The following is a 21556-nucleotide window of genomic DNA, read 5'->3' on the forward strand; positions in this document are numbered from 1 at the left end:
AACGCCTTCAAGCGTGAAGGAACGTCGGAGAGTGCACAATATGGATGAGGAAAGTTCTGTAGGAGTGTGATTACGATGAATAATCGTCGAGAGAGAGGGTTGTGATGGCTGCCACGCCGAAGGATGTTCGGGCGCTCGAGCTCGACGCCACCGATCGTGAACTCCTGCGAGTGCTGCAACTCGACGCACGCATTCCGAACAGTGAGCTCGCGGCGAGGGTGGGGATCGCGGCGTCGACAGCGCACGGCCGTCTTCGACGCCTCGTCGACGCCGGCGTCATTCGGGGCTTCTTCGCCGACGTCGACCCGGCAGCGGTCGGACGTCCGTTGCGTGCGATGGTCGCGGTGAGCCTGCAGTCGGACGCGCGTGGTCAGATCCGGCAGTTCGTCGGCGAGATCGCGCGCCGCGACGAGGTGATCGACGTGTTCTTCCTCGCCGGTGCCGACGACTACCTGTTGCACGTCGCGACCGCCGACACCGAGGCCCTGCGGACCTTCGTCGAGATGCTCAACGCGCGGCGCGAGGTCGCGGGAACGACAACCTCTCTGGTCTTCGACCACCAACGCGGCGATGCGCCGATCTACTGAGGTCTCGTTGTCTGTGCCGTAGTCAGGTGCCGCCACGTGGCACTGGACTACGGCACACGGGTGCGCGTGAGGCATGACCGGTCGGGAACGTACCTTCTCGAGCACTAGACTCGGACGGGAATGTTCGACCGAGGGCGCGAGGAGAGGCACCGATGAGTGACGAGATCAGAGTGGGCGTGTTCGGCAGTGGGGGCAAGGTCGGGCAGGCCATGGTCGACGCCGTCGAGGCAGCCGACGACCTGGTCTTCACCACGGGCGTCGACAAGGGCGACGACCCGACGGCCTTCGTCGCCGCCGGCACCTCCGTCGTCATCGACTTCACGCATCCGGGCGTGGTGATGGACAACCTGAAGTTCTTGATCGACAACGGCATTCACGCCGTCGTCGGAACCACGGGCTTCACAGCCGAACGTCTTGATCAGGTACGCGCGTGGCTGTCGGAGGCGCCCGGGGTCGGCGTGCTCATCGCTCCCAACTTCGCGATCGGCGCGGTCCTGTCGATGCGTTTCGCGCAGCAGGCGGCTCGGTTCTTCGAGTCGGTCGAGGTCATCGAGTTGCACCATCCGCACAAGGCCGACGCGCCATCGGGCACGGCGTACCGAACCGCGGCGCTGATCGCCGAGTCCCGTGCGCAGGCGGGTGTCGGACCGAGCCCTGACGCCACGACCGACGAACTCCCCGGGGCGCGAGGTGCCGTCGTCGACGGTGTCCATGTGCACTCGGTGCGCCTCGCGGGGCTCGTAGCGCACCAGGAGGTGCTGCTCGGCACGCAGGGGGAGACCCTGACCATTCGCCACGACTCGATCGACCGCAGTTCGTTCGCGCCCGGAGTGCTGCTCGGTGTGCGGCAGATCGGCAGTCGGCCGGGCCTGACCGTCGGCCTCGACGAATTGATGGACCTGTAGTCGCCATGTCTGCCGACCCGAGCAAGCCCAAGAAGGACCCGACACAGCGTGACGCCCGACCGATCGTGTGGATGATCGGGTTTCTCGTCGTCGCGATGATCGTGTACTTCGTGCTGCTCGGTCGGACCGGCGTGCAACTGATCGCGCACGGCGGGGTGGTCGCCGTCGGGCTCGGCATCGGCGTGCTGATCTTGCCGTTCCTGGGTGCGTGGCTTATCTACTCGACGCTGCGTGCGGGACTCGAACACCAGCGACTCGCGCGGATCATGGCGGAGGAGGGTCGTGAACTCGACGTCTCGGAACTGCCGCGTCGACCGTCCGGACGCATCGAGCGCGACGCCGCGGACGAGTTGTTCGCGCAGGTCAAACAGGAGTGGGAAGCGAACCCCTCCGACTGGCGAAGCACCTACCGCATAGCCCGTGCCTACGATTACGCGGGCGATCGGTCACGCGCGCGGGAGATGATGAAACGCGCCGTGGCCCAGTTCCACGGACGTGAACAGCGGAACAGCGCATGAGCGAGACCCTCCGCGCGCTGCTGGACGCCGAGCAGTTGTGGGCCGATGCGCTCGCGCAGGTCGGTCCCGCAGTTCTCGATCGACGCAGCGGTGCTGAAGCGTGGACCAATCGCGAACTGATCAATCACGTCATCGGCGGCGGCCATCGATACGCGATGCTGCTGGCCGGCGCGAGTGCTGCAGACGTCGACACAACCAGGGACGCCGACTACATCCTGGACGACCCCGTCGGGGAGTTCTGGAGCTACGAGACCATGCTGCGCGAATCCGCTGCCGTCGCCGACCTCGGCGCGCTCGTGGTTCATCGCGCGGGGCCCCGCACGGGAGAGGAACTGCTGATCCTGCGTGCGATGGACCTCACCGTGCACACCTACGACCTGAGCGTGGGCATCGGCATCCGGTGGGAACCGTCGGAGGCCCTGGCAGAGCACGTCCTCGCCGACGCAGCGTCGATCGTCGAGCAACTCCGCGGACTCGGTCTGTTCGGACCGGCCGTCGAGTACGCGGCCGTCGACGTCGGCTCGTCGAACGCGGCCGACCGGCTGTTGGCGTTCACGGGACGGTCGCGATGACCCGACTGTTGATCGTCCACCACACTCCGTCGCCGCACTGCCAGGCGATGTTCGAGGCCGTGGTCTCCGGTGCGACCGACCCCGAGATCGAGGGTGTCGAGGTCGTTCGCAAAGCGGCACTGGAGGTTTCGCCCTCGGACATGCTTGCAGCCGACGGCTATCTGCTCGGCAGCCCGGCCAATCTCGGCTACATCTCCGGGGCACTCAAACACGCCTTCGACGTCTGTTACTACCCGATTCTCGACTCCACCAGGGGACGACCGTTCGGGATGTACCTGCACGGCAACGAGGGAACCGAGGGTGCGGAGAACGCCGTCGACCGCATCGCCGCAGGGCTCGGCTGGGGGAAGGCCGCCGAGTATGTGGTCGTGTCCGGTCCGCCGTCGAAGCCTGATCTCGAGGCCTGCTGGGAGCTGGGGGCGAGCGTCGCGGCACAGCTGATGTGAGCCGCTGAGTCCGGCATGGTTCGATCTGTGCCATATCGGATGACTCGAGTGTCGACTCCGTCGGTGCGGTGCAAAAATTCAACTTTCCGCATCAGGAGCGCGCCCCGATCAGGCGAGCACACACCTGATCGATTGTTGGGAGGCGCTGTGTCGAGGTCTGCATCGTGATCGCCCACGCGATCGGGGATGTGCTGCCGATCGCCGTTGCCGTGGCGATCAGTCCGGTGGCGATCATCACCGGCGTCGTGCTCCTGTTGTCGGAGCATGGTCGTGGCAAGGCCGCACTGTTCGCCATCGGGTGGGTCGTCACACTCTTGATCGTCACGGGCGTCGCGGTCGCCATCACCGACGTCGCCGAGGAGGACGAGCCCACTGCCACCGAACACGGTGTGCAGGTCTTCACCCTCGTGCTCGGGCTGTTCTTCCTTTTTCTCGCGGTGATGTCCTGGCGCAACCGACCTGCGCCGGGAGAGCCGGCGAAGGAGGCCAAGCTCCTCGCGCGCGTCACCGCGATGTCGGGACTGGCGGTCCTGGCTCTCGGCCTGATCGAGGGCATCGCGATCGTCAAGAACGTACCGCTCAGTCTCGGCGCCGGTGCACGGATCGCCGAGGACACCCAGCGTGGTGCGTCGGCATGGGTGGTGCTCGTGATCTACGTGCTGATCGCCAGTATCGGCATACTGCTTCCGCTACTGATCGCCGTCGTCGGCGGACACCGTCTCGATCCGGCTCTGAGCAACTTCCGGCAGTGGCTCGAGGACAACATCTCGCCGATCACGATCATCACGCTTCTCGTGGTGGGTGCCTACTTCGTCGGGAAAGGTCTGGCGATCTTCTCGTGATCGCCGATCACCGTTGCGCCCTCGAACCGCTCGGCGAGCAACGCACTGATCTGCACCTGGCGGGTCAGGAATTCGCGCTCGTCGAGCTTCTTGCGGCGCATCCACGTGGTGACCTCGGTGTTGCATTTGCTGGCATTGCACGATCGGCAACAGGGGACGACGTTCGTCAGGGTGTAGCGCCCGCCGCGGGAGATCGCCAGCATGCAATCACGCTGCAGCGCAGCGCCTTCGGAGCCGCAGTACGCACACCCGCCCCAGGCCTCGCGCAGCGCGATCCACTGGTCGGGCGTGAGATCGTTGGACTGCGCAGCCACTCGGGCTCGACGCCGCCGTGCATAGCGATTGGCGCGGGTGCGTGGGCGGGGTGGCATGAGCTCAGACTAGCCTCGACGCCTCACGTGTCACTTCCGCCACACCGCGGACGACGCGGTGTGTGCGGTGAGGGCGCGGTCGTCGGCGCGCATACCTGGCCCGTGGTCGCTTCGTCCTAGACTGGCAGCCGTGAGTACGGCCATTCGCGACCTCCGACCGACCGAGCCCATCCCGACCCCATACGAGGATCTTCTGCGTCTGGTGATGGACACCGGCACGCCCAAGGCCGACCGCACCGGCACGGGAACGCGCAGTCTGTTCGGGCACCAACTCCGCTACGACCTCAGCCAGGGTTTCCCCTTGATCACCACCAAGAAGGTGCATCTGAAGTCGATCATCTATGAGTTGTTGTGGTTCCTCAGGGGCGACTCCAACGTGCGCTGGCTGCAGGACCGTGGCGTGACGATCTGGGACGAGTGGGCCGACGAGAACGGTGAGCTCGGCCCCGTCTACGGCGTCCAGTGGCGGAGCTGGCCGACGCCGACCGGTGACCACATCGACCAGATCACTGCCGCACTCGAGACCCTGCGGACCGATCCGGATTCGCGCCGCAACATCGTGTCGGCATGGAACGTGGGGGAGATCCCGCAGATGGCGCTACCGCCGTGTCACGCGTTCTTCCAGTTCTACGTCGCCGACGGCACGTTGTCGTGTCAGCTCTATCAGCGCAGTGCCGACCTGTTTCTCGGTGTTCCGTTCAACATCGCGTCGTACGCCCTGCTGACGCACATGATGGCTCAGCAGGCGGGTCTCGAGGTCGGCGAGTTCGTGTGGACCGGCGGTGACTGCCACATCTACGACAACCACGTCGACCAGGTGGAGCTGCAACTCTCGCGCGACCCCTATCCGTATCCCACCCTGCGGCTCCGTGAGCGCGAGTCGATCTTCGACTACGAGTACGACGACGTCGAGGTCTTCGACTACCGGTCACACCCGGGGATCAAGGCGCCCGTCGCAGTCTGATTCCCGGTCGTCACGGACGCGGTCGGGGCGAGCGGGCCTGTCGGACCGCGGCGGTACTCTCACTGCATGGCCACCGTCATCACACTCGTCTGGGCGCAGGATCGGGTCGGCGCCATCGGGCGTGACAACTCGATTCCCTGGCGCGTACCCGAGGACATGCGACGCTTCCGCGAACTGACGGGCTCCGACCCGGTGGTGATGGGGCGGAAGACCTGGGAGTCGCTACCCGAGCGGTTCCGCCCGCTACCCGAGCGTCGCAACATCGTCATCACCCGCAACCATGACTACATCGCGTCGGGCGCAGAGATCGCAGATTCGCTGCGTGAGGCTCTCGACCGGATCGTCGGAGCTGTCACCGTCATGGGTGGCGGAGCGATCTACGAGGCAGCCATGGAACATGCCTCGCAGTTGCGCATCACCGAGATCGACCTGCTCGTCGACGGTGCCGACGCGTTCGCACCCGAGATAGACCCGTACGCCTGGGAGGTTGCGGAGACCACCGCGTGGCAGACGTCGTCGGGCGGTCTGCGCTACCGCTTCGTCGACTATCTCCGACATGGCGCGGCGGCCGACATACGCCGAGGAGCCTGACCGTCGCCACGATGACACCTCCGCAGATCTCGGCCGCGCAGGCGGCTCGAATCGCGCTCGACGCACAGTGTTTCGGGCGACGGGCACCGGCCGCCGAGGTGACGCGCAGACAAGTGTCGCGGGTGATCGAACGCACGCGCCTGATCCAGATGGATTCGGTGAACATCGCCGTGCGCGCTCACTATCTACCGCTGTTCTCGCGACTCGGTCCGTACGACCGCACACTCCTCGACCGCGCGGCCTGGCATCCGGGACGGGCCAGGCGAATGCTCGTCGAGTACTGGGCACATGAGGCCGCGCTGATCCCGCTCGATGATTGGCCGCTGTTCGGTTGGCGGATGGAGGAGTACCGCGACGGACGGTACCGCCATACGCGGGAACTGATGCGGGACAACCGGGCGCTCGCTGCCGACATCCGTGCACTGATCGCCGACATCGGACCGGCGACGCCGCGTCTCATCGAGAACCACCTGGGAATCGAACGCGAACCCAGTGCGCCGGGCGGCTGGTGGAATCGGGGCGACGTGAAGCATCTCTGCGAGGCGATGTTCGCCTCGGGCGAGTTGTCTGCGGTGCGCGACGCGAATTTCGGCAGGCACTACGACCTCACCGAACGTGTGGTCGGCGACGTCGCGCAGCGTCGAATCGGCAGGGCCGATGCACACCGCGCACTGGTGACGCGCGCGGCCCGTGCGCTTGGAGTCGCGACGGTCCCCGACCTCGCCGACTACTACCGTCTCAAGAACGACGATGTGCGCAGAGCAGTTGCAGAACTCACCGAAGACGGTGCGCTGCAACAGTTGTCGGTGCACGGGTGGAAAGAGTCGGCGTACGTGCACGAGTCGACTCCGATCCCGCGTGGGATCGCACGGGCCGACGAACGGTCGACGCTGCTGTCGCCCTTCGACCCGTTGGTGTTCTTCCGACCGCGCGCCGAGCGGCTGTTCGGCTTCCGCTACCGCATCGAGATCTACGTGCCGGAGCACAAACGGGTGCACGGCTACTACGTCCATCCCTATCTACTCGGCGACGAGATCGTCGCCCGCGTGGATCTCAAAGCCGACCGTGGTGCGGGCGTGCTCCGGGTGCCCGCGGCCCACCTCGAAGCGGGGCAGGACGCCGATCGGGTCGCTGACAGGCTCGCCGCCGACCTGGAGGTCACCGCGCACTGGCTCGGTCTCGACGACGTCGAGATCGGTGACCGGGGAGATCTCGCCAGTCGGTTGGCAGGTGCGGCGTCGGCCACAACAACATGACATGCTGTGTCCGGCTTTGGGACAATCCACCGAGCATTCACCACGGCACACATTCACCGCACTGCAGAGTTCACGAGGGGTACCGATGACGGTCACGCACGACGGGCGCACTTACCAACTGGTCATGTTCGACCTCGACGACACGCTGGCACCATCGAAGAGCCCGATGGACGACTCCATGGTCGAGGTGTTCGGCCGACTACTCGAGCGCAGTATGGCCTGCATCATCTCGGGTGGGCGGTTCGAGCAGTTCCAGGTCCAGGTGCTCGATCGGCTCGGGGACACCGTGAATCGCGCCAACCTCCACCTCATGCCCACGAACGGCACACAGTACGTCCGTTGGGACGGCTCCGAGTGGACGACTGTGTACGCCGAATACCTCACCGACGACGAGAAACAGCGCACCCTGACCACGCTGGAGACCGGCGCAAAACAACTCGGCCTCTGGGAGACCGAGACCTGGGGTCCGGTGCTGGAGGATCGAGGAAGTCAGATCACGTTCAGCGCGTTGGGGCAGGCCGCGCCGGTCGACGCCAAGAAGGCATGGGATCCCGACGGCCGCAAGAAGGAATCGCTACGCGCCTACGCGGCGGAGCGTCTTCCCGACCTGGAGGTTCGTAGCGGTGGGTCGACGTCGGTCGACGTCACTCGGAAGGGCATCGACAAGTCGTACGGTGCGCGGCGACTGATGGAAATCCTCGACCTCACCGTCGATGACATCCTCTTCTACGGTGATCGACTCGACGAGGGCGGCAACGACCGTCCGGTGATGGAATTGGGCATCACCTCGATCGGGGTGACCGACTGGCACGACACGCTGGGCAAACTCAACGCACTACTCGACGAGTAGGACGTCGGCTCATGCGCCGGTGGACGGGTACGTCGACGCAGCGGGCCGATGCTTTCCGAACTCGACGAGCCCCTCGATCTCCGCAGCCAGCGATACCAGCAACAGCTCGCTGTCGGCGGGCCCGACGAGCTGGGCACTCTGCGGTAGGCCCGACCCGTCCAGACCGATGGGAATCGCAGCCGCAGGATTGCCGAGGACGTTCCACGGCGACGTGAACGACGACGTCGCCGACGCCGCTCGGAGCACCCCCACGAAGCCGTGCCGGTCGAGTTGGCCCACCTCGACCGCGGTGGTCGGTGTGGTCGGGGTGAGCAGGACGTCGAAGTCGGCGAACAGTTCGTGGAGGAACGTCAAGGCAATGCGATCGGCCTGCCGCTCTGCCCGTTGAACCCCGCGCCGAGCGACACGGCCCACGCGTGCGATGCGTCGCGTGTGTTGTTCGAGCAGTGTCGGATGCTCCACCCTGTCCGCCTCCTCGGCGACACCGGTGGCGACCTGCACCGAGAACGGGACGGAGAGGAGCGGGTAGTCGGGATCGGATTCGGTGACAGTGTGTCCCGCGTCGCGCAGACGATCGGCGAGAAGGTGAAGCGCCGCAACCGATTCGGAGTCGGCGGCTGGGCCGCCCAGTGGTCCGTCGCCCGCCGGGTTCTGCGTCGACATGCGAATTCTGAGGCGCTCGGGTGGGCGCGTCGCCGCGTCGAGGAACGAGCCCGACAGTGGTTCTGCGTGGAATCTGTCGACCGCGGTCGTGCCGGAGATCACGTCGTAGATGAGCGCGCTGTCGGCAACGGTGCGCGTCAGCGGGCCGAGCGTGCCCAGCGCGCGCCACAGATCGCGGTTGGGTGACGTGCTGACTCTGCCTCGCTGCGGCTTGAGTCCGAACAGGCCACACCAACTCGACGGCAGCCGGATCGAACCACCCCCGTCGCCGCCGATACCGGCAGCGACCATGCCCGACGCGACTGCGGCCGCCGTACCGCCACTCGATCCGGCAGGGGAGCGCTGCGGGTCCCACGGGTTGCGGGTCCACCCGTGCGCGGCGGTTTCGGTGTAGGGCCAGATACCGAATTCGGGCATCCGGGTCTTGCCGATGATCACGGCGCCCGAGGTGCGCAGACGCCGGACCACCTCGGAGTCGGCCGTCGCCGGTGTGGTCACCGACGCGCCGCCGTAGGCGGTCGGTACACCGCGGACGTCGTTCTCGTCCTTCACCGCGATCGGGACCCCGTGCAGGGGGCCGGGTTGCGTGCCGTCCCGAAGCGCGGCGTCGAGCCGGTCTGCCTCCGACCGGGCCTCGTCGTGCAGGACCGCGGAGAACGCATTGAGTGTCGGATCGAGGCGGGCGATCTGTGCCAGACAGTGCTCGACGAGCTCACGGGAGGTGATCTCGCCCCGGGCAACCCAGGAGCGCTGGTCGTGGACGGAACTGAAATTCAGGTCGGGCATTCGACCATCGTCCCCGTTCCGAGAGCACGCCGTACGGTGAAACTCCGTACGACCTGTGTTGTGTGACGGGGTCGGTGGGGTGGGCGGGCCGAGGTGATCACGCTGGTGGACAATCGTTGATGCCCGACAGGTGAGAGGAGGCGACATGGCGGACATGGTGCCGTTGAAGGTGCAGATGGTGGCCGCGACCGCTTTCAACCCGCCCGAAGACGTCCCGTGGAGCACCGACGCCGACGGTGGTGAGGCGCTCGTCGAGTTCGCCGGCCGTGCCTGCTATCAGAGCTGGGACAAACCCAATCCACGCACCGCGACCAACGCCGGATACCTGCGACACATCCTCGAGGTGGGGCACCTGTCCCTGCTCGAGCACGCGAACGTCACGTTCTACATCACCGGCATCTCGCGGTCGTGCACGCACGAATTGATCAGGCACCGCCACTTCTCGTACTCGCAGCTCTCGCAGCGCTTCGTGCCCGAGCACGATTCCAACGTGGTCGCGCCGCCCGCGATCAAGGGAGATGCACACCTCGAGGCGTTGTTCACCGCGGCGACCGATGCCAGCCGCAAGGCATACGGTGAGTTGCTCGATGCCCTCGAGGCGAAGTTCGCCGACGTCCCCAACGCGATCCTGCGTCGCAAACAGGCACGGCAGGCCGCACGCTCGGTTCTACCCAACGCGACCGAGACGAAGATCGTCGTCACCGGTAACTACCGGGCGTGGCGACATTTCGTCGGAATGCGTGCCACTGAGCACGCCGACGTCGAGATCCGCCAACTCGCCGTCGAATGCCTGCGTCAACTCATGGACGTCGCACCGACCGTGTTCGGCGACTTCGAGATCGGCACCCTCGCCGACGGAACCGAGGTGGCGACGTCACCGTTCGTGCTCGAAGGCTGAGCACAAGGCGCGCGTGAGGCCCCCGGTGTCCGGTGGCGCCGATGTCACGGCGTGGCCAGTTCGTTCACCGACGAATGGCCACGGTAGCCTTGACCACCATGAACGCAGGAGCTGAGCAGCTGCCCACGCATCCCTTCGGGACCAATGTGGTGGCCATGGTGACCCCCTTCCGCACCGACGGCTCGCTCGATCTGGACAAGGCCGCTGAGCTGGCGGATCACCTCGTATCCAAGGGATGCGACGGACTCGTCGTGTCGGGGACGACCGGCGAATCCCCGACGACCACCCCCCAGGAGAAGCTCGACCTCCTGCGCGTCGTGCTCGACGTGGTCGGCGACCGCGCCCGCATCACCCAGGGAGCGGGAAGCTACGACACCGCGGAGAGCATCCGCTTCGCCCAGGCATCCGAGCGTGCAGGCGCGCATGCGCTCCTCGTCGTCACCCCCTACTACTCCAAACCGCCGCAGGCCGGACTGCTCGCCCATTTCCGGGCTGTCGCCGACTCGACGTCGCTTCCGGTTCTGCTCTACGACATTCCGCCGCGCTCTGTGGTCCCGATCGCCAACGAGACACTGATCGCACTCGCCGAGCACCCGCGAATCAGGGGCGTGAAAGACGCCAAGGGGGATCTGCACTCTGCGGCGGGCATCATCGCCACGACCGGATTGGAGTATCTCTCCGGTGAGGATGCGCTGAACCTGCCATGGCTCTCGGTGGGTGCGAGCGGCTTCGTCAGCGTCATCGGACATCTGGTTCCCGACCGGCTGCGCGACATGCAGATCGCCGTCGAAAAGGGTGATCTCCCCACGGCACGGGCGATCAACACCTCGATGCTGCCGTTGGTCAACGCGATGGGACGACTCGGAGGCGTGACCATGGTCAAGGCGTCGCTCCGGGTCCTCGGACTCGACGTCGGGGATCCGCGTCTGCCGCAGGTGCCCGCCACCGGTCCTCAGATCGAAGCGTTGATCACCGACCTCCGTGCGGCAGGGGTGTTGTCCTGATGGCCGCACCGCGTCGACGCAGCGCCTCCCGCAAGGCCGGACCGCCCACTCCCGTCGAGGAGCGTCCGGTACAGACATCGGCTCCCGCCCAGTCGGCTCCGGCCCAGTCGGCCCCCAGCCAGCCCGCTGCCACCCAGTCGGCTCCCAGCCAGCCCGCTGCCACCCAGTCGGCTCCGGCACAGCAGAGCGGCCGGGCGTCCGGGGACCAGAACCAGGGCCGCGGACGGCGTCGCGGTCGCCACGAGCGCAAAGACGACACGCAGGGTGCCGCGGGCAAGCAGTCCGGATCGCAAGCACAGCCGGCGCGGCGTGAGTCCGTTCCCGTCGACCCGGCCGTCGATCGGCTCGGCACCCCGCGCAAGCTCCCACGAGGTGGACTGCGGGTCGTCGCGCTCGGCGGTATCGGCGAGATCGGCCGGAACATGACCGTTTTCGAATACAACGGCCGGCTTCTCATCGTCGACGCCGGAGTCCTGTTCCCCGAGGACGCGCAGCCCGGTGTCGACCTGATCCTGCCCGACTTCCGTTACATCGAGGACCGCATCGACGACGTCGAGGCCGTTGTCCTGACGCACGGTCACGAGGACCATATCGGCGCAGTCCCGTTCCTGCTGCGCCTGCGCAGCGACATTCCGGTCGTCGGCGCGAAATTCACGCTCGCGCTGGTCGATGCCAAGTGCAAAGAACATCGCCTGCGGCCCAAGCTCGTCGAGGTACGTGAGGGGGATCGGCTCGACTACGGACCGTTCGACCTCGAGTTCTTCGCGGTCAACCATTCGATCCCCGACGCGTTGGCTGTCGCGATCCGGACACCGGCAGGCCTGGTGCTGCACACCGGCGACATCAAACTCGATCAGCTGCCACTCGACCACCGACTCACCGACCTCGCCGGATTCAGCCGGCTCGGTGACGAGGGTGTCGACCTGTTCCTCGTCGACTCCACCAATGCCGAGGTGCCCGGTTTCGTCACACCCGAACGTGAGATCGGCTCCGTTCTCGACCAGGTGATCGGCAAAGCGAAACAACGCGTGATCGTCGCCTCCTTCGCCAGCCACGTGCACCGAATCCAGCAGATCATCGACGTCGCGCACGCGCACAACAGGCGTGTCACGTTCGTCGGACGGTCGATGGTGCGCAACATGCAGATCGCACAGGATCTCGGCTATCTCCACGTGCCCGACGGCGTCGTCGTCGACATGGACACCGCCGCAACGCTTCCGGATCACCGGCTCGTACTGATCTCCACGGGTTCGCAGGGTGAGCCGCTGTCTGCGCTGTCGCGGATGGCGCGTGGCGAGCACCGACAGATCAACATCCGGGCCGACGATCTCGTGGTGTTGGCGTCGTCGCTGATCCCGGGCAACGAGAACTCGGTGTTCGCCGTGGTCAACGGTCTCGCGAAGCGCGGCGCCACGGTCATCACGCAGCAGAACGCCAAGGTTCACGTGTCCGGACACGCGTCGGCGGGGGAACTCCTCTACCTCTACAACGCGGTGCGTCCGACGAATGCGATGCCCGTCCACGGTGAGTGGCGCCACCTGCGTGCCAATGCCGCGCTCGCGGTCGCGACTGGCGTGCACCCCGATCGCGTCATGCTGGCCGAGGACGGTGTCGTCGTCGATCTCGTCGACGGTCGGGCCGAGATCGTCGGGCGCGTGCCCGTCGGTCACGTGTACGTCGACGGTCTGTCGGTCGGAGATGTGGGGGAGTCGACCCTGTCGGAACGTCTCGTGCTCGGCGAGGGTGGATTCATCGCGATCACCGTCGCGGTCGACACCGCAACGGGACGGCCGGTCAGCCCACCCGAGGTGTCCGGACGCGGATTCTCCGACGATCCGGAGGCGCTCAAGGAAGCCGCCGGGCTCGTCGATCAGGCGCTCGATTCGCTTGCGGCAGAGGGTGTCACCGATACGCATCGGATCGCACAGACAATTCGCCGCGTCGTCGGCCGGTGGGTGGCCGACACCTACCGTCGACGCCCGATGATCGTGCCGACCGTGCTGGCCGTCGGGTCCTGACGACAACTCGGCCGGTCCCGGCTGCCGCAGGCATAGGTGTGCCGATATGCTCTGTGCGGCCCGCGAATTCGTGGGAGGCGACGGGGCACAGGCCCTGCCGGGACGTGACAGAAAGCCCGAAAGGCCACCAGTGACTTCTCGCTCGACTGCCGGCTTCTTCTCCCGTGGAACCTCGTCGCGGACGATCGGCCGCAGAGTTGCGGTCGCCGCCACCGTGGTGACCACCGCGATCCTCCCACTGGGGGCCGTCACGGCAGCCCGGGTGCAGGCCGCGCCGACCGTCATGCCCGCGCACACCATTCCGGCGCCGCTCGCCATCTCGGTGCCAGACGTCGCCAACGCGCGCACCTTTGCCAACTACACGACCGAGACCGGAATGCGCATCTCCGACAAGGTCATTCGCAGCGCCAACCTCTCGACCCTGACCCCCGCGGGCATCACGGCCCTGCAGCGCCACGGTGTGCGCTCGATCATCGACCTACGCACTCAGCTCGAGGCTGCGGTCCAGCCGGACAAACCCGTGCCCGGTGCCACCCGCCGGAACCTCGACGTCCTCGGTGCGGTGCCTGCGTCGTATCTGGTGGATCTGCCGAACGCGTACAGCGCTTTCGTCACCGACCCCCACGCGCGCGAGGCATTTCGTGCGTCGCTGCTCGACATCAAGGACACCGTGACAGCGGGCGGGAGCGTGCTGTTCCACTGCAGCGCGGGCAAGGACCGCACCGGCTGGCTCGCCGCCGTCCTGCTGACGATTCTCGGCGTCGATCGACAGGTCGTCGATGCCGATTACCTCGCGAGCAACAGCTTCCGTCATGCGTCACCGAATGATCCGCTCAACGGAGTCAACATCGGTTGGCTGAACGCATCGTTCGCAGCAGCGGACAAGACCTACGGCAGCTTCGACGGCTACGTCCGCACGGGACTGCGGCTGTCGGATGCCGACATCGCCGGACTCGAGAAGGCGCTGCTGCGTCCCTCGATCTGAGGGGGTCACGACGGCGACGTGGTTAGGCTTGAAGCGTGACCCTCGCTCAGTCTGAACGCGCTGCCCTCGTCGACACCCTGCGGAAGGTGGGCCCCGACGCGCCCACCCTGTGCGGAGACTGGGATGCGCGCGCTCTCGCAGCTCATCTCGTCATTCGCGAACGCAGGCCCGACGCCGCCCTCGGCATCATGGTGAGTCCGCTGGCGGGGCACACCGAGAAGGTCCAAGCCGACACCGCGGCGCAGCCGTGGCCCGACCTGGTCGAAAAGGTCGCCGAGGGTCCGCCGTGGTACTCGATGTTCAGTCTCGTCGACCGATGGGTCAATCTCGCCGAGATGTTCATTCATCACGAGGACCTGTTGCGTGGCGGCGCCGATCCCGACGGTCCGTGGACTCCGCGGTCTCTTCCCGACGACATGACGCACGCGCTGGGGACAACGCTCAAGGGCATGGGACGTATGACTCTTCGCTCGTTGCCTGCGCGGGTGACCTTCGTGACACCCGACGGTGCCACCGCCCTCGTCGCCGGTTCCGGACCGCCGGTGACAGCCACCGGTGCGGTCGGCGAACTGTTGTTGTTCGCCTATGGTCGTGCCCCCGTCGTCATCGACTGGGAGGGTGACCCGGACGCCATCGCAGCGGTCAAGGCGACGACCCGCTCGGTCTGAACACCCGGCGCCTGTGGGCGCGAAGTCCGGCAAGGGTTACGAATTCGACACACAGTTGTGTTGCCTGTGTTGTGCATGTGACTCAGGAGATAGGTGACCACTAGTCTGTCCCTATGGCTTCAAAGGCAGGCACGGGAACCCGCGCGGCCGCGTCACGCGCGACCAGCGGACAGCGTGCGTCGGGGGGACGGGCGTCGGCTCGCGGACAGGGCACGGACACACGTAGTTCACGCACCCCGACCAGCGGTTCGGGTAACGGACGCCGCGCACAGGGATCGCGCTCGTCGGCGACGGGCACGTCCCGCCGTTCAGCGCAGTCGACCTCGCGCCGCGAGTCCGCAGACATCAGTCGGCGGTCCGCAGGCGCGGTGGTCGGCAGGGGAGTGGGCCGTGGAGTCGGCGGTGCGTGGTCGCTTCTCGCGCGTGGGGTGGGCTCCGTTGCCCGTGCGGGAAGTGGAGGTGCCGCCCGTGGTGGCGCCGCAGCCGTGGTCGACGAGGACGTCGTCGACACCGACGGCGACTATCTGACCTCTGACGACGTCAGTGAATCGCGTGCGCGCACGTCGGTCACCTCGGGCGGTCACACGCACCGACGAGACGGTGTCGGGTTGGCGCTCCTCGCGCTGGCTCTGCTCGTCTCGGTGGGAGTCTGGGTCGGTGCCGGTGGCCCGGTGGGTGCCTTCATCGACGCCCTGATCCGTGCTGTCGTCGGCACCGCGGCTCTGCTGGTTCCCGTGGCGCTCGCCGCCTCGGCGATCGTCCTGATGCGGCGCGGCCCCAATCCGGACAAGCGCGCCCGTTACATCGGGGGCGCGCTGCTCATCGTCCTGCCGCTACTGGGTCTGATGCATCTCGTCGCCGGCGCACCGGAAGACCTTCCCGGCCGATCCCGTGCCGGCGGATTCGTCGGGTATGTGGTGGGAACCCCGCTCACCGCCGGTGTGACGGCCTGGGTGTCTGTGCCGATTCTGGTGCTGTGTATGGCTTTCGGCGTCCTCATCCTGTCCGGGCGTACGGTTCGTGAGGTCGTCGACGGAGCACTGGGTTGGCTGGGGCTCGGTGGCAGCCACTACGACGACGATGGTCTCCCGTGGGATGACGAATTCGACGACGCGGAATTCGACGACGCGGCGTTCGACGATCCCGACAGCGACGACGACCTCGACGATCCGTCACGTGGCTGGTCGTCGAGCGCTTGGTCGGCGTCGGCGCCCCGCTCGACCGATCCCTACGACAACTATCCGCCCGATGACGGGTCGGCCCCGCGCTCGCGCCGACGAGGCGCGCGCTCGGACAGGCGTAGCGCCCCGATCGAGGTGCCCGCGTCGACCACCGACACCAGCGACGCGCCCACGGACAATTTCGACGACATGCTCACCGAGCCCGTCGTCGACGAGGTCACCGAGCAACTCGCGCGACCTGCTGCGGCTACAGCCCGTAAGCGCGGAGGCGAGGTCACCAAGACGCGGGCACGGCAGACCTCACGGCCCGCCGAGCCCGCAGCGCCGGAGGCCGATAGCGCAGCGGATCCGGACGCTCTCGTCGTCACCGACGTCGAGGGTGACTACCGCCTGCCACCAGCCACGCTGCTCGTCGACGGTGACCCGCCCAAACGCGGCAGCCAGACCAACGACGACATGATCGACCGCATCACAGGCGTTCTCGAGCAGTTCAAGATCGACGCCGCGGTGACCGGTTACACCCGCGGCCCAACTGTGACCCGATACGAGGTCGAGCTCGGCCCCGGGGTGAAGGTGGAGAAGATCACGGCACTGCAGCGCAACATCGCCTACGCGGTCGCCACCGACAACGTGCGCCTGCTGGCGCCGATCCCGGGTAAGTCCGCGGTGGGTATCGAGGTGCCCAATTCCGATCGCGAGATGGTCCGCCTCGCCGATGTATTGAAGTCGCCGTCGACTCGCAAGGATTCGCATCCGCTGGTGATCGGACTCGGCAAGGACATCGAGGGCGACTTCGTCAGCGCCAATCTGGCGAAGATGCCACACCTGTTGGTCGCGGGCTCCACGGGTTCGGGTAAGTCGAGCTTCGTGAACTCGATGCTCGTTTCGTTGCTCACGCGGGCCACACCCGAGCAGGTGCGGATGATTCTCATCGACCCGAAGATGGTGGAGCTCACGCCGTACGAGGGCATCCCGCACCTGATCACACCGATCATCACCCAGCCGAAGAAGGCAGCAGCCGCGCTCGCCTGGCTCGTCGAGGAGATGGAGCAGCGCTATCAGGACATGAAGTCCTCGCGGGTGCGTCACATCGACGACTTCAACGCCAAGGTGCGTTCGGGTGAGATCACGACGCCGCTCGGGTCCGAGCGCGTCTACAAGCCCTATCCCTACATTCTGGCCATCGTCGACGAGCTCGCCGACCTCATGATGACCGCGCCCCGCGACGTCGAGGACGCCATCGTGCGCATCACCCAGAAGGCGCGTGCCGCGGGTATCCACCTGGTGTTGGCTACGCAGCGACCGTCCGTTGACGTCGTCACCGGTCTCATCAAGACGAACGTTCCCTCGCGACTCGCGTTCGCGACCTCGTCGCTCACCGATTCGCGCGTCATCCTGGACCAGCCGGGAGCCGAGAAGCTCATCGGCATGGGTGACGGTCTCTTCCTGCCGATGGGTGCCAACAAGCCGATCCGCATGCAGGGCGCGTTCATCACCGACGAGGAGATCGCAGCCGTCGTCGACTACACCCGTGAGCAGGCGGATCCGGAATACACCGAGGGTGTCACCACTGCCAAGGCCGGTGACAAGAAGGAGATCGACGGCGACATCGGCAACGATCTCGACGATCTACTGCAGGCGATCGAACTGGTCGTGTCCAGTCAGTTCGGCTCGACGTCGATGCTGCAGCGCAAACTGCGGGTCGGATTCGCCAAGGCCGGTCGTCTGATGGATCTGATGGAAACCCGCGGCGTCGTCGGTCCGAGTGAGGGCTCGAAGGCGCGCGAGGTGCTCGTCAAGCCCGACGACCTCGCCGGGGTGATCGCATCGATCACCGGCGGGGGCGGCGACGAGGCCGAGGGCGAGTAGTCGACAGGCATGTCCGGCAAGTCGGATATGCCTGTGCGGGTGCTCCTGTTAAGGTGGTCGGCAGATCGAAGAGGGGAGTATCCCCATCTCGCAGCCCTTCCGTCAATACGGTCGAGAGGTCACACGATGCCGATCATCGTGCGGCGCTCCCGATCCGGATCGGCTGGTGCGGACATCGTCCGTACGGGAGAGACCTCTGGCATCGCAACCGTTGTGTGCTGCGCGCTGGAGGTAGATCGCTTTCATGAATGTTTCGCCCACCGTCTGGGCCATCACCTGTGTGGTGATCCTCGGACTCTTCGTCTTCGACTTCTTCGCCCACGTTCGGGTTCCACACGCACCGTCGCTCCGTGAATCGGGGACGTGGTCGGCGATCTACATCTCGATCGCCGTCCTCTTCGGACTGTTCGTGTGGTGGCAGTGGGGCGGCACCTACGGCGGCGAGTACTTCGCGGGCTATGTGACGGAGAAAGCGCTCTCCGTCGACAACTTGTTCGTGTTCGTGATCATCATGAGCAAGTTCGCGGTCCCGCGGGAGTATCAGCAGAAGGTGCTGCTGCTCGGCATCGTGATGGCGTTGGTCATGCGCGGCGCGTTCATCGCGGTCGGTGCCGCAGCCATCAACGCATACAGCTGGGTGTTCTACCTGTTCGGCGCGTTCCTCATCTTCACTGCGGTCAAGCTGCTCCGCGAGAGCGACGATCCCGTCGAGCACGAGGAGGAGCGGGAGACCCGGCTCGAGCGCTTCCTCAAGAAGCGCCTTCGGACGAGCGACGAATACGACAGCGACAAGCTCTTCACCAGGATCGACGGCAAGCGGTGGGCCACGCCGATGCTGATGGTCCTCATCGTGATCGGGTTCACCGACGTGCTGTTCGCGCTCGACTCGATCCCAGCGATCTACGGGCTGACCCAGGAGCCGTACCTGGTGTTCACGGCCAACGCATTCGCGTTGATGGGCCTGCGTCAGCTCTACTTCCTACTCGGTGGTCTGCTCGACCGGCTGGTGTTCCTGTCCTACGGACTCTCGTTCATCCTCGGCTTCATCGGCGTGAAGCTCGTTCTGCACGCCCTGCACGAGAACACGCTGCCGTTCATCAACGGCGGGGAACACGTCGCGGTACCCGAGATCTCCACAGTGGTGTCGTTGTCGGTCATCATCGTGACTCTCGTCGTCACCACCGTCGCGAGCCTGCTGTGGTCCAGGCGTAAGGGTGCCTCGACGGACGAACCGGCGACCTGACGCGCGGTGCCGGTGGTTGCGTCGCGGGGCCTACTCCGTGAACGGACCGAAGATCTGGGTGACCTCGACGACACGAACGCCGTCGATGGCCTGGTGCGCGTTGAACGGGTCATTCGCGATGAAGGCCTCGGCCTCGTCGAGGTTGCTGCCGCGCACAAGGATCAGGGCGCCCGAACCGTCGGGATACGGACCGGAGAACAGGACGTTTCCCGCGGAGAACTCCTCGGAGAGCCACTGGCGATGCAACGGCCTGTGCGCGTCGCGTGCAGCGGCCTTTCCGGGACCGTAGGTGTAGTGGATCGCGAAGATCGCCATGATGTCGCTTCCTCGTCTCTCGTCTGTCGTCGGTCGAAGTGTGATCGGCTGACGTCTCAGGCCGGGGTCTCGTCGGTTCGGATCCCGTCGGTCGGGGTCTGGTCGAGATGGGCCAGCATGCGGGTGTTGCCGAGTGTGTTGGGCTTGACGTAGCTGAGGTCCAGGAACTCGGCGACGCCGGTGTCGTACGAACGGCACATCTCTTCGTACACCTCGCGTGTGACGGGCGTTCCCTGGATCTCGCGGAACCCGTGTCGGCCGAAGAACGCCGTCTCGAAGGTGAGGACGAATACGCGGGACAGTTGCAGTTCGCGCGCCACGGACATCAGCTGCGCCACCAGCAGGTGGCCGAAACCCCGTCCCGCGTAGCGTGTGTCGACCGCGACCGTGCGGACCTCACCGAGGTCGGCCCAGAGAACATGCAGCGCACCGCATCCCACCACGAGGTCGTCGACCTGTGCGACCCAGAACTCCTGGACGGATTCGTACAGGGTGACGAGATTCTTCTCGAGCAGAATTCTGCCCGCGTAGAGGTCGATGAGTTCCTTGATGCGCGGTACGTCGGACGTGCGGGCGCGTCGTATCAGGGGCACCGTTTCCTGTTCGGCAGTGGGCACGGCATCTCAGCCTAGTCGGGACAGATACCCTGGAGGGGTGCGGAGCCCCGATCACATCACCGACCCGGTCGATCCGGTACCGGTGGTCAACATCGCCAACGCGCTGACGGTGTTCCGCATCCTGTTGGTCCCGGTGTTCATCGTGGTGCTGTTCATCGACGGCGGACACGACACGCTGTGGCGGATTGTCGCGGCTCTCATCTTCGCGGGGGCCGCCTTCACCGACAGGGTCGACGGCCGGCTGGCGCGCGAACGCGGCTTGGTGACCGATTTCGGGAAGATGGCCGACCCGATCGCCGACAAGGCGCTGATCGGCGCGGCTCTGATCGGATTGTCGATCCTGGGCGACCTGAGCTGGTGGGTGACCGGCATCATCCTCGCGCGCGAGCTCTGGGTGACACTGCTGAGATTCTGGGTGATCCGGTATGCGGTGATACCGGCCAGTCGTGGCGGCAAGCTCAAGACACTGTTGCAGTCGGTCGGCATAGGTCTACTCGTCCTGCCGCTGAGCGGACCGTGGCACACGATCGCGATGGTGATCATGTGGGCAGCGGTGGTGGTGACGGTCGTGACCGGCATCGACTACACCTGGCAGGCGTTACGCGTCCGGGTGCAGGCGGCACGATCGGACTCGACCAAGGGATCACTGCGCAAGGTGGTTTCCGAACCCGCGCGGCCGGATACCGGCTCACTCGACGGCGAGCCGCAGCGACGACGGCATTCCGACACCGTCTGACATCCCCCGACGTCGACGCACCTTGCGCCGGTTGACCGGCTCACCGTGGCGAGCGTTCGCGACGCGCGGACAGGCGGCGTACGGCGACCGTCGGGACTTTGGACTAGTGTCGTGCAGACACGCGGGGACCGAATGTATGTCGTCGGGGAACGTATCGACCGCTTCGGGCGTTGACAACGAACGGACAACTCGAACCGAACCGACGACAGTCACCTGAGACCGACACCGAGAGGAGACTCGATGGCGATGCTCTTGCGCGAGGCGCTGGGCGACAGCCTGCGCCGGGTGCGTACCCAGCAGGGCCGAACGCTGCGCGAGGTATCCACCAACGCACGGGTCAGTCTGGGATACCTGTCCGAGGTGGAACGCGGTCAGAAGGAGGCGTCGAGCGAACTGCTCGCCGCGATCTGCGACGCACTCGACGTGGAGATCGCTGATCTGTTGCTCGACGTGGGCAGCGCCATGCGGCCCGCAACGGCCGACGCCGACGCGATGGCACTCGCGGGCGATGCCGGACTCGCGTCCACCAAGGTGGTCATCCCATCACCCGACTCGCACCATGCCACCGCACTCGCTGCTGCTTGACGCCTGATCACGGTCCCGCCTGCCGTGTCGGCCCGCACCCCTTCGGCCGGTTTCGAGGGACTGCGTCGTCGGACGGTGGAAGGATC

Annotated in this window: 23 protein-coding genes; 19 read left to right on the forward strand and 4 right to left on the reverse strand. The window is 66.2% G+C overall.

All coding sequences use genetic code 11. The annotated features are described in order from the left end of the window. The first annotated feature begins 104 nt into the window (after positions 1 to 104). The 6 genes from GOOTI_RS08340 to GOOTI_RS08365 all read left to right on the forward strand — a co-directional run bounded on the left by GOOTI_RS08340 (position 105) and on the right by GOOTI_RS08365 (position 3870). The gene (locus tag GOOTI_RS08340) at positions 105 to 587 is read left to right on the forward strand and encodes an Lrp/AsnC family transcriptional regulator (RefSeq protein WP_007238133.1); all 483 of its coding nucleotides are present in this window, start codon (positions 105 to 107) and stop codon (positions 585 to 587) included. A gap of 152 nt (positions 588 to 739) precedes the next feature. Next, the gene (gene dapB / locus GOOTI_RS08345) at positions 740 to 1492 is read left to right on the forward strand and encodes a 4-hydroxy-tetrahydrodipicolinate reductase (protein WP_007238134.1); all 753 of its coding nucleotides are present in this window, start codon (positions 740 to 742) and stop codon (positions 1490 to 1492) included. 5 nt (positions 1493 to 1497) lie between these two features. Further along, on the forward strand, positions 1498 to 2010 hold the full coding sequence (locus GOOTI_RS08350) for a hypothetical protein (protein WP_007238135.1): 513 nt from the start codon (positions 1498 to 1500) through the stop codon (positions 2008 to 2010). After that, positions 2007 to 2582 carry a maleylpyruvate isomerase N-terminal domain-containing protein gene (locus GOOTI_RS08355; RefSeq protein ID WP_007238136.1) on the forward strand — a complete coding sequence of 192 codons (576 nt, stop codon included), beginning with the start codon at positions 2007 to 2009 and terminating at the stop codon, positions 2580 to 2582. Before GOOTI_RS08350 ends, GOOTI_RS08355 begins: the two co-directional genes overlap by 4 nt. After that, positions 2579 to 3028 carry a flavodoxin family protein gene (locus GOOTI_RS08360; RefSeq protein WP_007238137.1) on the forward strand — a complete coding sequence of 150 codons (450 nt, stop codon included), beginning with the start codon at positions 2579 to 2581 and terminating at the stop codon, positions 3026 to 3028. Before GOOTI_RS08355 ends, GOOTI_RS08360 begins: the two co-directional genes overlap by 4 nt. Before the next feature lie 164 nt (positions 3029 to 3192). After that, entirely contained in the window at positions 3193 to 3870 is a 678-nt protein-coding gene (locus tag GOOTI_RS08365) for a GAP family protein (protein WP_007238138.1), read from the forward strand. Here GOOTI_RS08365 and GOOTI_RS08370 read toward each other — a convergent pair. Next, complete coding sequence (locus GOOTI_RS08370) at positions 3834 to 4241, reverse strand: HNH endonuclease (protein WP_051997905.1); 408 nt, start codon at positions 4239 to 4241, stop codon at positions 3834 to 3836. The genes GOOTI_RS08365 and GOOTI_RS08370 overlap by 37 nt on opposite strands. A gap of 130 nt (positions 4242 to 4371) precedes the next feature. On the opposite strand from GOOTI_RS08370, the gene GOOTI_RS08375 reads away from it, so the two are divergent. From GOOTI_RS08375 to GOOTI_RS08390, 4 genes are all read left to right on the forward strand, one after another. Next, complete coding sequence (locus tag GOOTI_RS08375; RefSeq protein ID WP_007238140.1) at positions 4372 to 5205, forward strand: thymidylate synthase; 834 nt, start codon at positions 4372 to 4374, stop codon at positions 5203 to 5205. Between the two features lie 66 nt (positions 5206 to 5271). Beyond that, positions 5272 to 5796: a dihydrofolate reductase gene (locus GOOTI_RS08380; RefSeq protein WP_007238141.1), complete on the forward strand. Its 525-nt coding sequence runs from the start codon at positions 5272 to 5274 to the stop codon at positions 5794 to 5796. An 11-nt stretch (positions 5797 to 5807) separates the two neighbouring features. Then, positions 5808 to 7052, forward strand: coding sequence for a winged helix-turn-helix domain-containing protein (locus GOOTI_RS08385; protein WP_007238142.1), 1245 nt, complete (start codon positions 5808 to 5810; stop codon positions 7050 to 7052). Positions 7053 to 7137: 85 nt separating this feature from the next. Next, entirely contained in the window at positions 7138 to 7902 is a 765-nt protein-coding gene (locus GOOTI_RS08390) for an HAD-IIB family hydrolase (protein WP_007238143.1), read from the forward strand. Between the two features lie 9 nt (positions 7903 to 7911). Here the strand turns inward: GOOTI_RS08390 and GOOTI_RS08395 are convergent, their stop codons facing one another. Then, a complete protein-coding gene (locus tag GOOTI_RS08395; protein ID WP_007238144.1) occupies positions 7912 to 9351 on the reverse strand; it encodes an amidase in 1440 nt (479 codons plus the stop codon). 145 nt (positions 9352 to 9496) lie between these two features. On the opposite strand from GOOTI_RS08395, the gene thyX reads away from it, so the two are divergent. From thyX to GOOTI_RS08430, 7 genes are all read left to right on the forward strand, one after another. Beyond that, entirely contained in the window at positions 9497 to 10249 is a 753-nt protein-coding gene (thyX, locus tag GOOTI_RS08400; protein ID WP_007238145.1) for an FAD-dependent thymidylate synthase, read from the forward strand. 98 nt (positions 10250 to 10347) lie between these two features. Further along, positions 10348 to 11253: a 4-hydroxy-tetrahydrodipicolinate synthase gene (gene dapA, locus GOOTI_RS08405; RefSeq protein WP_007238146.1), complete on the forward strand. Its 906-nt coding sequence runs from the start codon at positions 10348 to 10350 to the stop codon at positions 11251 to 11253. Next, on the forward strand, positions 11253 to 13271 hold the full coding sequence (locus GOOTI_RS08410) for a ribonuclease J (RefSeq protein WP_007238147.1): 2019 nt from the start codon (positions 11253 to 11255) through the stop codon (positions 13269 to 13271). The genes dapA and GOOTI_RS08410 overlap by 1 nt, the downstream gene beginning before the upstream one ends. Positions 13272 to 13317: 46 nt before the next feature. Further along, complete coding sequence (locus GOOTI_RS08415) at positions 13318 to 14256, forward strand: tyrosine-protein phosphatase (RefSeq protein WP_007238148.1); 939 nt, start codon at positions 13318 to 13320, stop codon at positions 14254 to 14256. 35 nt (positions 14257 to 14291) lie between these two features. Next, positions 14292 to 14924: a TIGR03085 family metal-binding protein gene (locus GOOTI_RS08420; protein WP_007238149.1), complete on the forward strand. Its 633-nt coding sequence runs from the start codon at positions 14292 to 14294 to the stop codon at positions 14922 to 14924. A gap of 113 nt (positions 14925 to 15037) precedes the next feature. Beyond that, positions 15038 to 17974 (forward strand): FtsK/SpoIIIE family DNA translocase, encoded by a 2937-nt coding sequence (locus tag GOOTI_RS08425; RefSeq protein ID WP_169315798.1) that lies wholly within the window; start codon positions 15038 to 15040, stop codon positions 17972 to 17974. 244 nt (positions 17975 to 18218) lie between these two features. After that, positions 18219 to 19217, forward strand: a complete 999-nt coding sequence (locus GOOTI_RS08430; protein ID WP_007238151.1) for a TerC family protein — start codon at positions 18219 to 18221, stop codon at positions 19215 to 19217. Between the two features lie 30 nt (positions 19218 to 19247). Here the strand turns inward: GOOTI_RS08430 and GOOTI_RS08435 are convergent, their stop codons facing one another. Continuing rightward, a complete protein-coding gene (locus GOOTI_RS08435) occupies positions 19248 to 19532 on the reverse strand; it encodes a YciI family protein (protein WP_007238152.1) in 285 nt (94 codons plus the stop codon). 56 nt (positions 19533 to 19588) lie between these two features. After that, a complete protein-coding gene (locus tag GOOTI_RS08440) occupies positions 19589 to 20149 on the reverse strand; it encodes an amino-acid N-acetyltransferase (protein ID WP_007238153.1) in 561 nt (186 codons plus the stop codon). A 37-nt stretch (positions 20150 to 20186) separates the two neighbouring features. Between GOOTI_RS08440 and pgsA the strand changes: the two genes are divergently transcribed. Together pgsA and GOOTI_RS08450 are read left to right on the forward strand one after the other, a co-directional pair. Then, positions 20187 to 20885, forward strand: a complete 699-nt coding sequence (gene pgsA, locus GOOTI_RS08445) for a CDP-diacylglycerol--glycerol-3-phosphate 3-phosphatidyltransferase (protein WP_007238154.1) — start codon at positions 20187 to 20189, stop codon at positions 20883 to 20885. Between the two features lie 240 nt (positions 20886 to 21125). Then, positions 21126 to 21470, forward strand: a complete 345-nt coding sequence (locus tag GOOTI_RS08450) for a helix-turn-helix domain-containing protein (RefSeq protein ID WP_007238155.1) — start codon at positions 21126 to 21128, stop codon at positions 21468 to 21470. The last annotated feature ends 86 nt before the right edge of the window (positions 21471 to 21556 follow it).

This window comes from Gordonia otitidis NBRC 100426, from assembly GCF_000248075.1.
Lineage (GTDB): Bacteria > Actinomycetota > Actinomycetes > Mycobacteriales > Mycobacteriaceae > Gordonia > Gordonia otitidis.